Raw genomic sequence first — 15,645 nt, forward strand, 5'->3', positions numbered from 1 at the left:
TGGGTTCACTCTCCCTGGAGGGGGGTCGGAAGGCCGGCGAGGATCTCTTCGAGCGCCGTGGCGATCCGCGCGGCCGGTTCCGCGTCGAGCACCTCGACGTGGGAGCAGGCCAGTTCGCGCACGTCGACCGAGGCGGCGGCACGGCGCCAGGCCGCGGCCTTCTCCTCGGTGGGGATGGCCTCGGGGTCGCGGGTGGCGGCGAAGAGGGTGACGGGGCCGTCGTACCGGGACGGGACCCAACTCCTGCCGAGCGTCACGTGGTGGGCGATGGCCTCGGTCAGCGCGGCCAGGCGGTGCTCGCCGATGCCGTCCAGCACGGCCTTGCGCTCCCGGACGATGCGCCGGGCCTCCTCGGCCACGACCGCCGGCGCGAGGGGGGTGCGGGCGATCTCGGGGGGCTTGGGCATGGCGTCCACCACGGCGAGCAGCGCGACCTCCTCGCCGTCCGCGCGCAGCCGTACGGCCATCTCGTGGGCGACGGGTCCGCCGAAGGACCTGCCGATCAGGAGGTAGGGGCCGCGCGGCCGGACGGCCCGGACGCGGTCGACGTACTCTCCGGCCAACTCGCGCACACTGGGCGGCATTTGATAGTTCGCGCCCTGGGACAGCGCCGGTGTCTGGAGCGCGTACACCGGGCGGTCCGGGGCGAGGTGGGGCAGCAGGGCCGCGTAGGCCCAGGCCACGCCGAGACCGGGATGCACGCAGAAGAGTGGGAGCCGGTCGTCGCCGCCCGCGCGGAGAGTGAGGAGCGGGGTCAGGCTCCCGGGATCGGCGGGGCCGGGATCGAGGTCGGTGCGGCTGGGGTCGGGGCGTCCGGGGGCGGTGCGGCCGGGGTCGGGGGCCCCGCCTTCGGAGCCGGCGGACGTACGGTCACCGGGTGCGCGCCCGTCGGACGTACGGTCACCGGACACGCGCCCGTCCGACTCACGGTCACCGGACGACGTACGGTCGCCGGACGACGTACGGTCACCGGAGGCCCACCCGTCGGACGTACGGTCGCCGGACGTACCGGCGCCGGACGCAAGGCCCCCCGACACACGCCCGCCAGCCGCACCCCCGTCCATCGCGCCTCCGCCCGACGCACCCCCGCCCAACCCGGCACCGTCCAACCCGGCACCGTCCAGGCGGGCCAGGAGCCGGGCGGGCGTCGGCGCCGCGAAGAGGGTCGCCACGGGGACCCGTGCCCCCCAGGCCTCCTCGATCCGTCCGGCGAGCCGCAGCGCGCTCAGCGAGTGGCCGCCGGACACGAAGAAGTCGGTGTCCGGGCCGGCCTCGCCGCCCAGCACCTCGCCGAACAGCGCGCACAGCTCCTTCTCGCGAGGCGTACGAGGCACACGAGACGTACGAGGCACACCTGCCGCCGCTCCCTCCGGGGCCCCGGGCTCGGGCAGCGCGGCACGGTCGGTCTTGCCGTGCGGGGTGAGCGGCACGGCGTCCACGCGGGCCCAGGCAGTGGGCAGCAGGTGCGCGGGGAGGACGCGGGCGGCGTGGGCCCGTACCCGCGTCAGGAGGTCGGCGCCGCCGTCGGGTGCCGGGCCGGGACGGCCGTCCTGGTCCGGCACCACCCACGCCACGAGCCGCTTGCCGCCGCCCGGCGCGGGCCGCGCGGCGACCACCGCGCGGGTCACGCCGGGGCACGTCGCCAGCGCCGCCTCCACCTCCGCCGGCTCGACGCGGAAGCCGCGGATCTTGAGCTGGTCGTCGGCGCGGCCGGCGAACATGAGGGCGCCGTCGGGGTGTCGGCGGGCCAGGTCACCGGTGCGGTACATGCGAGTGCCCGGGTCGCCGTACGGGTCGGGGACGAAGCGTTCGGCGGTGGCGGCGGGGCGGCCCAGGTATCCGTGGGCGAGACCGGCCCCGGCGATGTACACCTCCCCCACGCAGCCGCTCGGCACGGGGCGCAGAGCGGCGTCGAGGACGTGGACGCGGGTGCCGTCGAGCGGCCGGCCGATCGGGAGCGGGGCGCCCGGGGGGCGGTGGGCCGCGACGGCGGGGCCCGCCACGGGGTGGGCCGTCGCGAAGACCGTCGTCTCCGTGGGGCCGTAGGCGTTGACGACGGTCGTCTCGGGGCAGTGTTCCGCGACGCGGCGCACCGCTTCCGGGTCGACGACGTCGCCGCCGGTCCACACCTCGCGCAGCCCGCGCAGCGTGCCCGGCGCGAGCTCCGCGACCGCGCGGAAGAGTTCCGCCGTCAGGAACAGCGCGCTCACGCGCCGCTCGGGCAGCACCCTGGCCAGCAGGGCGGGTGTGACGGGCTCGTCGGGGCAGACCACGACGGTGCCGCCGTTCAGGAGGGGGACCCACACCTCGTAGGTGGCGGCGTCGAAGGTGTGCGGGCTGTGCAGCAGCACGCGGCGATGCGGTGCCGCCGGGCCGAACGAACCGACGCCCTCGCCCTCCCCCTCGACGCCGTCCCCGGCCCCATCCCCATCCCTGCTCCCGTCCCCGGGCCCGGACCCGTTCCGGAAGGACCCGTCGGCGGCCAGTTCGGTGAGGGCCCGCTGGGGGATCACGACACCCTTGGGCTCGCCGCTCGACCCGGACGTGTACATCACGCACGCGGCCGCGTCGGGGCGCGCCGCCGGGAGGCTCCCCCCGGACTCCGGTGTCTGTCCGTGTACGTCCAGGCCGCGCACCTGCGCGGGCAGCTCGACGGACGGCTCCCCCGCCGTCAGCACCAGCCCGGCCGACGCCCCGGCCAGCAGCCGCGCGAGCCTCTCGGCGGGCTGCGCCGGGTCCAGGGGCAGCCAGCACGCCCCCGCCTTGAGCACGGCGAGCTGCGCCACGATCAGGGCCGGCGAGCGGCGCAGGAGCAGGGCCACCGTGGCGCCGGGCGTCACGCCCGCCGCGACGAGGCGGCGGGCCAGGCGGTCCGATTCCGTGGCGAGGCGCCCGTACGTGAGGACGTCGTCGCCGCTCTCCACGGCGGGCGCGTCCGGCGTACGGGCCGCTTGCGCGGCGAACCGGTCCGGCACGGTCGCGGGCCCGGCCGCCACTGCCGCCCGCGCTCCGGCGGACGCGGCGAGCAGCCGGGCGCGCTCCTCGTCGGGGAGTACGTCGATCCGGTCCACCGGCGTGGCGGGGGCGCCCGCGAGCTGCTCGAAGGCGCGTGCGAGGCGGGCCGCGACGGCCGCCGCGGAGATGCCGTGCCGACAGGTCACGGCGAGGAGCATCCGCTCCCCCGCGACGACGGCGAGGGTCACGGGGTAGTGCGTGGCGTCCCGTACGTCCGTCACGCGGACCGTGTCCGGGCCCTCGTCGTCTTCGGCGGCCCCGCGCGGGAAGTTCTCAAAGGCGAGGACGGAGTCGAACAGCTCCCCCGGCCGGGCCTCATGCCCGCCGCCCCCACCCCCGTTCTCAGCCTGGGTCTGTGCTTGGGCCTGTGCCTGGGACTCGGTCGCCAGCCGTTGTACGTCCATGAGCCGCACGTGGTGGTAGGGGGCGAGGCGCCACTGCTCGTCCTGGACGCGGGTGAGCAGCTGTCCGACGGTCTCGCCGTCGCGCAGCCGCACCCTGACGGGGAGCGTGTTGATGAACAGGCCCACCATCTCCCCGGCCCCGGGAAGGTCGTGCGGGCGGCCCGAGACGACGCCGCCGAAGACCAGGTCGCGGCCGCCGGTCATCCGGGCGAGGACCAGGGCCCAGGCGGCCTGGGTCAGGGTGTTGAGGGTGACGCCCGTGTCGGCGGCGCGCCGGATGAGGGCGGCGGTCAGCTCCGCGGTGAGGTGCAGGCGCACCGCGTCGGGCTCGGCCGGTTCGCCGCCGGGGGTGACGGCGTACGTCTCCCCCTCCGGGTCCGGGGGCAGGAGCGGCGCGGGCCGTTCCAGGCCGGCCAGCGCCTCGCGCCAGGCTGCCTCGGCGCGGCCCTTGTCCTGGCGGCTCAGCCACAGCGCGTACTGCCGGTAGGGCACGGGGGGCGGCAGGGCCCGGCCGGTGACCAGGGCCGCGAGGTCGCGTTCGAGGATCGGGACCGACCAGCCGTCGAGCAGGATGTGGTGGAAGGAGAGGACGAGTTCGCTTCCGGTGTCGTGCCGCACGAGCAGGGCGCGCAGGGCGGGCGGGCGCGCCAGGTCGAAGCGGCGGGCGCGGTCCCGCGCCAGCAACTCGGCCACCTCTGCGGCCACTTCGGCTTCTGCCCGGCCCGTCAGGTCGACCTCCCGCCACGGGACCGCGACCGCGTGCGGGATCACCTGCACGGGGCGTTCGAGGCGTTCGTGGCGGAAGCAGGCGCGCAGGTTGGGGTGGCGTTCCAGGAGGGCGGTGAGCGCGTTCCGTACGGTGTCCGGGGTGATCGCGGGACCGATGCGGAAGCGGGCCTGCACCACGTAGGGGTCGGGGCCCTCGGTGTCCCGTACGGCGTGGAACAGCAGCCCTTCCTGGACCGGGGTGAGCGGCAGCACGTCCGCGATGCGCCCGCTCATCGCCGGTCCTCCGGGTCCGTCGCGGGGCCGGGGCCGGGGCCGGGGAGGTCCGTCGCCCCCGGCAGCTCGCCCGGCACGCCCGAATCACTCGGATCACCCGGATCGCCGAAGTCCTCCGAGTCGCCGAGGTCCCCTAGATCCCCCAGGTCCCCCAGGTCCCCCAGATCCCCCTCCAGCATGGACAGTTGGTCCATGGAGAGGTCCACCAGCGGGAAGTCCGACGGGGTGGCGCCGATGGGGGCGCCCTCCGCCGTCTCCCTCGCGAGCGCGGCGATGCCCTCGCGCCACAGGCGGGCCAGCTCCCGTACGTCCGCCTCCGCGAGGACCTCTTCCGCGTACGAGAAGGTCGCTTCGAGGCGCAGTCCGTCGGCGCCCTCCACGGCGAGGGCGTCGATCTCGACCGCGTGGCCGAGCGGCACGGCGTCGGGGGCGCCGTCGAGGAGTGCGCCGCCGGCCGCGTCCCCGGCGGTGAGCCGCCCGAGGTAGTTGAACCGCACGTCGGGGACCGGGAGTTCGGCCAGGACGGGGGCCGTGTCGGGGTTGAGGTGGCGCAGGAGGCCCCAGCCGATGCCGCCGTTCGGCACGGACCGCAGCCGCTCCTTGACGGCCTTGAGCGCCTCGACCGCCGTGCGCGGCCCGGTGTCCGCCCCCACGTCGAGCAGCACCGGGTACTGGGTGGTGAACCAGCCGACCGTCCGGGACACGTCGGCGGGCGCGGACAGGACCTCCCTGCCGTGCCCCTCCAGGTGGACGAGCAGGCCGCTCCCCTCGCCCCGGTGGCGTACGGCGGCCATGGCGAGGGCGGTGAGGAGCACGGCGTCGGGGCCGCAGTTGAAGGCGGCGGGCAAGGTGGTGAGCGCGGCTTCGGTGAGGTCGGCGGGCAGCTCGACGGTGAGGGTCGCGCGGCGGTTCCCGCGTCCGCGTCCCGCGCAGAGGAGGGAGTCCTCCGCCGCCGTCAACTGCTCGACCCACCAGGCCTGTTCGTCGGCGGACCCGGCGCTCACCGCTTCCTCGGCGAGCAGTCCGGCCCACCGGGTGAAGGAGGTGCCGGGGGCCGGCGTCCGGGCGGTGTCCCCGGCGAGCGCGGCGGCCAGTTCGGGGCCGATGATCCGCCACGAGACGCCGTCGACCGCCAGGTGGTGCACGGTCAGGAGCAGGACGCCCCGGTGCTCCGGTCCGGCGTCGAGCCAGACGGCGCGGAGCATCTCGCCGTCCTCGGGGGCGAGGCGGATCTTGCGGGCCAGTTCCCGGGCCTTCGCGAGGGCCTGCGCCGTGTCGGCGACGGCGACGCGTTCGGGGCGGGCCCCCGGCGGGGCCTGTTCGGCGACCTCGATCTCCCGTTCCGGCGCCAGCAGCCGCATCCGCAGCGCCGCGTGCCGCCGGGTGAGGGAGCGCACCGCGGCCTCGACGCGCGCCTGGTCCGTGCCGGGCGGCACGGGGAACGCCATCGACTGGGTGAACGCCCAGGTGTCGCCGCCCTGTTCGAGCCACCAGCGCATCACGGGCGTGAGCGGGAAGCGGCCCGTCCCGGTGTCGCCGTCGTCCGGCCCCCCGGTGGCCGAGGCCCGTACGTGGACGGCCAGTTGGGCGGGCGTACGCAGGGTGAAGACGTCGCGGGGGGCGAGGGCGAGGCCGGCCGCCGACGCCTGTCCGGCGAGCTGGATGGCCATGATGCTGTCGCCGCCGAGCCGGAAGAAGTCGTCGTCGGCACCGATGTCCGCGACGCCGAGGACGCCCGCGAAGAGGTCGCACAGCTCCTTCTCGCGGGCGGAGGCGGGTGCGCGCGTGGCGGTGGTGGCCCGGGGGGCGGGCAGGGCGGCCCGGTCGAGCTTGCCGCTGCGGGTCAGGGGCAGTTCGGGCAGCTGGACGACGTCGGCGGGCACCATGTGCGCGGGCAGCAGGCCGGCGGCGTGCGCGAGGAGTGCGTTCGGGTCCAGGGTGTGGCCGGGGGCGGGGACCGCGTAGCCGACGAGCTGCGGTCCGCCGCGGCCGTCCTCGCGTACGACCGCGACCGCGCGCGCCACCGAGGGGTGCCCGGTGAGGGCGGCGGCGACCTCGCCCGGCTCGATGCGCAGGCCGCGCAGCTTGACCTGTTCGTCGGTGCGGCCGAGGTAGTGCAGGGTGCCGTCGTCGGCGCGGAAGGCGAGGTCGCCGGTGCGGTACATGCGGGCCCCGGGGGCGCCGTAGGGGTCGGCGACGAAGCGCTCGGCGGTGGCCGCGGGCCGGTTCAGGTAGCCGCGGGCCAGGCCCGCCGAGGAGAGGTACAGCTCCCCCGCGACGCCGACGGGCACCGGCCGCAGCCGGTCGTCCAGGACGTACGCGGCGGTGCCCGCGACCGGGGTGCCGATGGGCGGGGCGGTGCCGTCGCCCGCCAGGGGGCCGGTCAGGGTGGCGGCGACGGTGGCTTCGGTGGGGCCGTACGCGTTGTGGAAGCGGCGCCCGGCGACGGCCCAGCGGGCCACGAGCGGCGGCGGGCAGGCCTCGGCGCCGACGGCGAGGGAGCGCAGCGCCGGGTAGGGGCCCTCGGGGACGGTCGCGAGGACGGACGGCGGGATCATCGCGCAGGAGATCCGCCGCTCGGCGAGGACCCGGCCGAGGCGGTCCCCGGCGAGGGGTCCCGGCGGCGGCACGACGAGGGTGGCGCCGGGCCCGAAGGCCATGCACATCTCGGCGACGGAGATGTCGAACGCCGGTGAGCCGAGCTGGAGGACGCGGGCGCCGGCGTCCAGCGCGAAGCGGTCCACGAGGCTGTGGGCGAGCGCGGCGAGACCGGCGTGCGGGACGACGACGCCCTTGGGGGTGCCGGTGGAACCGGAGGTGTGGATGACGTAGGCGGCGTGGGCCGGGTCCAGGGGCGCGGGCGGCAGGGGCGCGCCCGTGTACGCGTCGTCGTCCAGGACGATCCGGGGCAGGCCGGTGTCCGGCAGGACGCCGGCGGCGGCGGTGCGCGCGTCGGTGACCAGGAGCGCGGGCGCCGCGTCGGCGAGGGCGGCCCGGACGCGCTCGGGCGGGTAGTCGGGGTCGACCGGCAGATGGGCGGCGCCGGCCCGCTGTACGGCGAGCGCGGCGACCGGGAAGTCCGCGCCACGGCTCAGGGCAAGCGCGACGACGCGTCCCGGGGCCGCTCCGTGCCGGGCGATCAGGCCCGCCAACCGGTCGACGCGGTCGGCCAGTTCGGCGTAGGTCAGGCGCAGTCCGTCGGCTTCGAGGGCGGGCGCGTCGGGGGTGCGGGCGGCGTGCCGGGCGACGGTGTCCGGCAGCGGTTCGGGGGCGGGCGCGGCCGGGCCCCGCGCCAGGGCGAGCAGGCGGTCGCGCTCGGCGCCGGGGACCACGTCGAGGTCGCGCAGGAGCGCGGTCGGCTCGGCGGTGACCTGCTTCAGGAGGGTGAGGTAGCTGTCCGCCCAGCGGGTGACGGCCGCGGGCGAGAACAGGTCGGTGCGGACCTCGAAGCTGCCGTCCATGCCGTCGCCGCTGTCCCGCACGACGCCCACGAGGTCGTGTTCGCCGCCGGTGTGGATGCGCTCGGGCTCGGCGAACTCCCGTACGGCGGAGACGCTCGGCTGCTCCGTCAGGTGCATGAACACCCACTGGAACAGCGGGGAGCGGCCCGCGCTGCGCTCGGGGGCGGCGGCCGAGACGATGCGGCCCACCGGCAGGTCGGCGCCCGCCATGAGGGCCGGGAAGTCGGTGCCGAAGCGGGCGAGGACGTCGGCGAAGGAGTCGTCGTCGCCGATGCGCCAGCGGGTCGGCACGGCGTTCATCACGTATCCGATGACCTGCTCCAGGCCCTTGGCCGAGCGGTTGGCGACCGGGGTGCCGATGACCAGGTCGCCGGCGCCGGACACGCGGTGCGCGAGGACCGCGAAGGCCGTCATGAGGACGACGTACACGGACGCGCCGCGCTCGCGGGCCAGCGCGCGGACGGCACGCGTGGTGGGCGCGTCCACGCGGAAGCGGATCTGGACGATGCCGTCCTCGCCGGCGTCCGGTTCCCCGTGGCCCGGCACGGTCAGCGGGCCCGGCGGGTCGGCCAGGTAGCGGCGCCAGAAGTCCAGGCGCGCGTCGAAGACCCCGGCGGCCTCCAGCTCGCCCTGCCAGGAGGCGAAGTCGGCGTACTGGACGGTGGGGCGGGTCAGTTTCGGTTCGGTGCCCTCGCGCACGGCGCGGTACGCCTCGGCGAACTCGCTCTGGAGCACGTCGAAGGACCACCAGTCGGTGATGATGTGGTGCAGGCTCAGCATCAGCGTCGTACGCGTGTCGTCGACGCGCACGAAGCGGCCCCGTATGAGGCGCTCCGCCGTGAGGTCGAAGGGGCGGCGGCGGAAGGCGCGGAAGGCCTCCTCGATGGTGGTGCCCGTGCCGCGCAGGTCCTCACGCTCCAGGACGAAGGGGCCCTCGTCGGGGAAGTCGACGCGCGGGGTGTCCGCCGTGCCAAAGATCCGGGTGCGCAGGATGTCGTGGTGGGCCTGGACGAGGGTGAGCGCGGCCTCCAGGTGGGCCGGGTCCACGGGCTCGGCGCCGTCGGCCGGGTCGGTGAAGTGGTAGGCGCAGCAGAGGTTGAGGGCGGGGGTGCCGGGATACAGCGACTCGTACACCCACAGGTCCCGCTGGGCGGGGCTGAGCGGGACGGTCCCGTCGGCGTCGCGGGGCGGCACGACCGAGGGGATCTCCCGGGCGCGGCCGGCCTCGACGAGGCGGCGCATCAGCCGCACGCGCTGCTCGCCGCTGAGCGCGCTGAAGCGGTCGGCCATGGAAGGCTGGTGGGGGGTCACAGTGCGGCCTCTCTCAGCTCGGCGAGGCGGTGCAGCCCCGCGAGTACCTCGTCGCGTCCGATGCCGAAGTCGATGAAGCAGGCCACCTCGTCGCAGCCCAGGTCGCGCAGGTCGGCGAGCATCTTGGCGCAGTGGCCGGGCGAGCCGAGGAGGCTGCCCCAGGTCAGATAGCGCCGGAAGGCGAACTCCGCGAGCATGGCCCTCTGTTCGGCGGTCAGCTCCGCGTCGCCGCGCGCGTCGGCGGCGCGGTTGGCGGCGGTCTGGCGCAGGTACGAGGCGAGGTAGGCCTTGAGGGGCGCTGCGGCCAGGCGCCGCACCTCGGCGTCGTCGGCGCCGACGTAGGTGTGCGCCATCAGCGTCACCCGGCCGTGCGCGTCGGTGCCCGCCTGGTCGGGGGCGGCGGCGCAGGCCGCGCGGTAGCGGGCGATCTTCTCGGCCAGCTCCTCCCGGCTCTGCCCGACGGTCGCGCCGAGCACCCCGGCGCGCAGCCGGCCCGCGCTCTCCCACGTCTCGGGGTTGCCGGAGGTGGTGAGCCACAGCGGCAGCCGCTCCTGGACGGGCCGGGGCTGCGGGACGACGCTCACCGGCGTGCCGGTGCCGTCGGGGTAGGCGGCCGCCTCGCCCGCCCACAGCCGCCGCAGTTCCGGGATGGTGCGCAGGGCGCGCTCCCTGCGGTCGGCGTAGTGGTCCGGGGCGAGGGTGAAGTCGGTGGAGTGCCAGCCGGTGGCGACGGAGATCCCGGCGCGGCCGTGCGAGAGGTTGTCGACGACCGCCCAGTCCTCGGCGACCTTCAGCGGGTGGTGCAGGGGCAGTACGACGCTGCCCGCGCGGATGTTGATGCGCTCGGTGGCGACGGCGAGGGCCGCGCTGAGCACGGGCGGGCTGGGAAAGACCTGGCCCACCTGCTGGAAGTGGCGCTCGGGGGTCCAGATGGCGTGGAAGCCGAGGCGGTCGGCGGTGCGGGCGACGGTGAGGATGTCGTCGTACGTCCGCGAATGCGGGGTGGCGGTGGCGGCGCCGCCGGCCCGGGCCTCGGTGGCACGGCCGGACGGGGCCTCAGTGGCGCGGCCTGGTGCGGCGTCGGTGGCGCGGCCGGCGTCGGCGGCACCACCCGCTTCGGCGGCCGTGCCGCTGTCCGCGCCGAAGAACATCACGCTGAGGTCCACGGCCTCTTCTCCTGTTCCCTGCTGAGGTGGCTCTGCTGGTCCTGCTGGCGGGGCACGCGCGGGCGCCGCGGGATGGGGGCGGCGGCGGGACCCGGGGACAGGGGCGCCCGCGCCAGTTCGGCGGCGAGGGCGGCGACGGTGGGCGCGGCGAAGAGCTGCGCGGCCGTCACGGTCCGCGTGTCGGTGGTGAGGCGGGCCGCGACCCGCACGGCGCGCAGCGAGTTGCCGCCGAGGGCGAAGAAGTCGGCGTCCCGGCCGACGTCCGGCACGCCGAGGACGTCGCTCCAGACGGCGGCGACGTCCCGCTCCAACGGGGTACGGGGGCCCGTGTCGCTGGTGCCGGGGCCGGCCGTCGGGGCCGGGGTCACCGCCGTCCTGTCGCTGTCGTCGGCCCGGCGCGGCGGCGCGGCGGCGACGAGTGCCGACAGGCGGGTGTCCGGCGCGGCGGCGGCCGCCTCCAGTGCCTGGGGCAGCGCGTCCGCGAGCCAGGCCACGAAGGGCTCCTCCAGGCAGTCCGGGCGGTACTCGAAGGTGAGGGTCAGCCCCTCGGGCGCCCCGTCGGGCCCGGTGGCGTCGGTGACGTCGACGAGCAGCTCGAAGCGGGCCGCACCGGTGCGCACCACCTCGACGCCCGCGTCGGCGCCGGGCAGGGCCACCTCGGCGCGCGCGTTGTTCTGCAGGGCGAGGACGACGTCGGTGAAGGGTTGGCGGCCCGGCGGGCGCGGCGGGTTGAGCGCTCCCACGACGTGTTCGAACGGCACGTCCTGGTGGGCGAAGGCGGCCAGGTCGGCGTCCCGGACGCGGGCGAGGAGCTGCCGTGCGGTGGGGTCGCCGGACACGTCGGTGCGCAGCACGAGCATGTTCACGAAGAACCCGACGGCGTCCTCGACGCCGCCGTCCCCGGCGCGGCCCGCCACGGGCGCCCCGATCGCGAGGTCCTCGCCCGCGCCGGCCCGGGTGAGGACGGCGGCGAGCGCGGCGTGCAGCGCCATGAAGAGGGTGGCGCCCTCGGCGCGGGCGGCGGCGACGAGGCGGGCGTGGGCGGCGGCGTCGAGGCGGCGCACCACGGTCGCGGCGGCGGGCCCCGGCACGGCGGGCCGGTCCGCGCGCCGGGGAAGCAGCGGCCCCTCGACGCCGATACCGCGCAACGCCTGCCGCCAGTAGGCCAGTTGGCGGGCCGAGACGGACGCCGGGTCGGTGGTCCGGCCGAGGCGTTCGGTCCGGCGGCGGGCGTGTTCCGCGTAGGGGACGGGCAGGGGCGGCAGCGTGGTGTCGACGGCTCCCGCGGTTCTCGCGGCGTACGCGCGGGAGAGGTCGCGGAAGAGGGGCGCGAGGGACCAGCCGTCCCCGGCGATGTGGTGGACCAGGACGAGCAGCGCGTGCTCGCCGGGCCGCTCCCGGACGCCGAACAGCGTGGCGCGCACCGGCAGTTCGGCGCCGAGGTCGAAGCGGTGGCGGGCGGCCGTCTCGATCGCCCGCGTCAGCTCCGCCTCGGGGACGGTGGCGTGGCGGAACGGCGGCCGGGCCGCGACGCCGTCCAGCACGCGCCGCACGGGAGCACCGTCCACCTCGTCGAAGAGGGTGCGGAGCACGTCGTGCCGGGTGACGACGTCCCCGAGGGCAGCCGCCAGGGCGTCCGGGTCGACCGGGCCGCGCAGCCGCACCAGCATCGGCAGGTTGTACGCGACGCCCGCGCCGAGCCGGTCGAGGAACCACAGCCGGTGCTGGGCGTCGGAGACGGGCAGCGGTGCGCCGCCACCGGTCGGCGAAGGGGCTTGCGGTGGGAGGGACTTGGCGGCAGCGTCGACGTGCGGTGCCAGGGCCGCCGGGGTGGGCGAGCGGAAGAGCGTACGCAGGTCGAGTTCGGCGCCGAGCCGCGCGTGGACGCGGCCGAGCAGCCGCGCCGCCAGCAGGGAGTGGCCGCCCCGGCCGAAGAAGTCCTCGTCCGGCCCGATGGCGGCGACGCCGAGGACGCCGGCGAAGAGGCCGCACAGCGTACGTACGGTCTCGCTCGGGGCGTCACCGGCACCGCGGCCCACCCCGGGCTCCCGACCACCCGGGCCGCCGGCACCTGTCCCGATCCCGGCGTCACCGACGCCCGGTCTGCTTCCAGTGTCCTCGGGCACCTCCCCGCTAGCGCCCGTCTCCTGCGGCGCGGGGGCCGGGGTGCTCGGCGGCTCGGGCAGCGCCGCGCGGTCCAGTTTGCCGTTGGGCGTCAGCGGCAGCGCGGGCAGCGGGACGAAGAGCGCGGGCACCAGGAAGTCGGCCAGCTCACGCTCGGCGTACGCGCGCAACTCGGCCTCGGTGGGCGCCTCCTCGGTCCGGCCGCTCGCCACGACGTACGCGACGAGCTGCCGCTCGCCGTCCGCCGGCGCGGGGGCGGCGACCACGGCGGCACGGTCGACCCCGGGGTGGCGGGCCAGGGCGGCCTCGACCTCGCCGGGCTCCACCCGGAAGCCGCGGATCTTCACCTGGCCGTCGGCCCGGCCCCGGTACTCGAAGGTTCCGTCGGGCCGCCGGCACGCCAGGTCGCCGGTGCGGTACATCCGCTCGCCCCCGGCGCCGGCCGCGGGCGGCGCGGCGACGAACCGCTCCGCCGTCGGCGCCGGGTCGCAGTAGCCGCGCGCGAGCCCCGCCCCGGCGGCGTACAGCTCGCCGGTGACCCCGTCGGCGACCGGCCGCAGCCGCTCGTCGAGGACGTACAGGCGCTTGCCGGCCAGCGGCGCGCCGATCGGCACCGGGCGGCCCTCGCGCACGTCGTGCGGAGCGATGCGGTGGACGGTGAGGAAGACCATGCACTCGACGGGGCCGTAGCCGTTGCTGATCCGCAGACCGGGCGCGCGCTCCAGGGCGCGGGCGACGTGCGGGGGCGACAACGCCTCCCCGCCGACGATCAGTTCGCGCAGCCCGGCGAGCGCGCGGGGGTACTCGTCGACGATCACGTTGAACAGCGACGCGGACAGATACAGGGAGGTGACGCCGTGCTCGGCGACGAGCCGGGCGATCACCACCGGGTCGGGGCGGCGCCCCGGGTGCAGTACGCACGTCCCGCCGCCCAGCAGCGGCCCCCACAGCTCCAGCACACACGCGTCCCACGACACGGGCGCGCTCTGCAGCCAGACCGCGCCGGGGCCGAAGGACGCGAAGTCCTGGCCGGTCAGCGTGGCGGTGACGGCACGGTGCGGGGCGACGATGCCCTTGGGCCGGCCGGTCGATCCGGAGGTGAACATCACGCAGGCCACGTCGTCGGGCGCCCCCCGCACCGCCCCGCGCGCCAGGGGCGTGGCGTGCGCGGCATCCTCCAGACACAGCACGGGCACGTCCGTGAAGCCCGACACGGGCACGCCCTCGGCGCCCGGCATCGGCAGCGTGTCGGAGACCTCCGGCACCGGCACTCCCCCGGCGCCCACCCCGGGCAACACGCCCTCCACGCCCGACACGGGCACGTCACCGGTGCCCGGCACCGGCAGCACGTCGGAGACCTCCGGCACCGGCACGCCCTCGGCGCCCATGTCCGCCGCGGGCACCGGCACTCCCCCGGCGCCCGGCACGGGCGGCGTGTCGGAGATGTCCGGCGCCGGCGTGGCCCACGTCGACCCGCGGCGCGCCAGTACCGCCGTGACGGCCGCGTCCGTCGCCATGGCGCGCAGCCGCGCGGCCGGGAAGCCGGGGTCCAGCATCACGTATCCCGCGCCGGCCTTCAGCGTGCCGAGGACCGCCACGGCCATCTCGGTGGAGCGCTCCAGGTACACCCCGACGGTGTCGCCGCGCACCACTCCGCGCGCCGCGAGCAGGCCCGCCAACCGGTCGGCGCGGGCGTCGAGTTCGGCGTACGTCAGCCGCTCGTCCCCGTGCACGAGCGCGGTCGCGCCCGGCGTCCGCGCCGCCCGCTCCTCGAAGATCTCATGCACGCACCGCGTCATCCTTCTCACCGCCCTGGGCCTCGGTGCCGTCGTCGATGTCCGGCAGCAGTACGTCGATGTCCCTGATCGAGCGGCTCGCCAGCCCCCAGAGCGCGACCGCGAGCCCCGCGACGCCGGCGAGGAAGAGCATCCCGGCCATGCCGCTGCCGGGTGCGTCGCCGAACAGCGGACCGAGGAGGACGAAGACGCCGCTCCCGTCGCCGGCCTGCGGTTCGAAGAGGTGGTCGGCGAGCGGCCCGGAGACCGCCGTGGCGAGCGGGACGGAGATCTGCGACAGGAACATCACGGCGCCGAAGACCCGGCCCTGCCACTCGCGGGGCACCTTGGTCTGCACGATGGCCTGCATGGAGGCGTTGACCAGTGTCATGAGCAGCGCGCCGAGCAGGATGGCCGCGCACCAGCCGGCGACCCCGCCGGCCAGCGCCATGGCGATCTGGGCTGTCAGGCACATGCCGACGATGCCGAGCATCATGCCCCGGCCGCGGTTCTTCGGGCCGCCCCAGGCCGCCATCAGCAGTCCGCCGACGACTCCGCCGACGCCGATCGCGCTGTTCACGGCGGCCAGCGCGCCGTTGCCCGACTTGAGCAGGACCATGGGCTGGATGACGGCGAAGCCGAAGACCATGACGAGGTTGACCGTGCAGAAGTTCACGGTCATGTCGCGCAGGCTCGGCTGCCGGAAGAGGTAGCGCAGGCCCTCCACGGCCTCCGCGACGATCTTCGAGCGGGGTGCGCCGGCGCCCTCGGGGACCTTGTCGTCCCTCATCCGCACGATGCGTACGCCGATGAGGGCGAAGGCGTAGCTCGCGAGGTCGATGACGAGGACGGCGCCGATCCCGGAGACGGCCACCATGATCCCGCCGAGGGCGGGGCCGCAGATCCCGGCGGCGCTCTTGGCCCCGGCCAACAGGCCGTTGGCGCGCCCCAGTTGGTCCTTGCGCACCAGGAGGGGGACGGCGGCGGTGAGCGCGGGCAGCTGGAAGGCGGAGCTGATGCCGAGGAACACGGTGGCGGGGTAGACCTGCCAGGCCTCCAGGCCGCCGCCGAAGAAGTGCACGAGGGAGAGCAGACCGACGGTGAGGAATCCGCCCACGTCCGCGATCTGGAGGGCGGAGCGTTTGCGGATGCGGTCGATTATCGCGCCCGCGAACGGACTGAACAGGGCCTGGGGAAGCAGGGCGCACAGGGACAGCGCGGTGACGGCGGTGGCCTGCTCGCCGGTGGACCAGACCTCGATGATGAAGGCGAATCTGAGAACGGCGCTTCCGACCAGTGAGACGGCCTGTCCCGACCAGACGAGCATCAAGGGGCCGATGCCGCTGAAGCGACCCGGCCGCCGCATTTCCCCGGCTCCCGCGGCGGG

General features: G+C 76.3%; 5 protein-coding genes. All 5 read right to left on the reverse strand.

Features of this window, described 5'->3' with window-relative positions:
* Positions 1-5: 5 nt before the first annotated feature.
* Genes ACZ516_RS22585 through ACZ516_RS22605 form a run of 5 tightly spaced genes read right to left on the reverse strand, consistent with a single transcriptional unit; the run spans position 6 to position 15,624 of the window.
* Positions 6-4,421 carry a non-ribosomal peptide synthetase gene (locus ACZ516_RS22585; RefSeq protein WP_469011494.1) on the reverse strand — a complete coding sequence of 1,472 codons (4,416 nt, stop codon included), beginning with the start codon at positions 4,419-4,421 and terminating at the stop codon, positions 6-8.
* Positions 4,418-9,172 carry an amino acid adenylation domain-containing protein gene (locus ACZ516_RS22590; RefSeq protein ID WP_469011495.1) on the reverse strand — a complete coding sequence of 1,585 codons (4,755 nt, stop codon included), beginning with the start codon at positions 9,170-9,172 and terminating at the stop codon, positions 4,418-4,420. The genes ACZ516_RS22585 and ACZ516_RS22590 overlap by 4 nt, the downstream gene beginning before the upstream one ends.
* Positions 9,173-9,189: 17 nt before the next feature.
* On the reverse strand, positions 9,190-10,359 hold the full coding sequence (locus tag ACZ516_RS22595) for a MupA/Atu3671 family FMN-dependent luciferase-like monooxygenase (RefSeq protein WP_469011496.1): 1,170 nt from the start codon (positions 10,357-10,359) through the stop codon (positions 9,190-9,192).
* Entirely contained in the window at positions 10,344-14,270 is a 3,927-nt protein-coding gene (locus ACZ516_RS22600) for an AMP-binding protein (RefSeq protein WP_469011497.1), read from the reverse strand. Before ACZ516_RS22600 ends, ACZ516_RS22595 begins: the two co-directional genes overlap by 16 nt.
* The gene (locus ACZ516_RS22605; RefSeq protein WP_467493780.1) at positions 14,263-15,624 is read right to left on the reverse strand and encodes an MFS transporter; all 1,362 of its coding nucleotides are present in this window, start codon (positions 15,622-15,624) and stop codon (positions 14,263-14,265) included. The genes ACZ516_RS22600 and ACZ516_RS22605 overlap by 8 nt, the downstream gene beginning before the upstream one ends.
* Positions 15,625-15,645 lie beyond the last annotated feature (21 nt).

This window comes from Streptomyces sp. NPDC034037 (genome assembly GCF_055575715.1).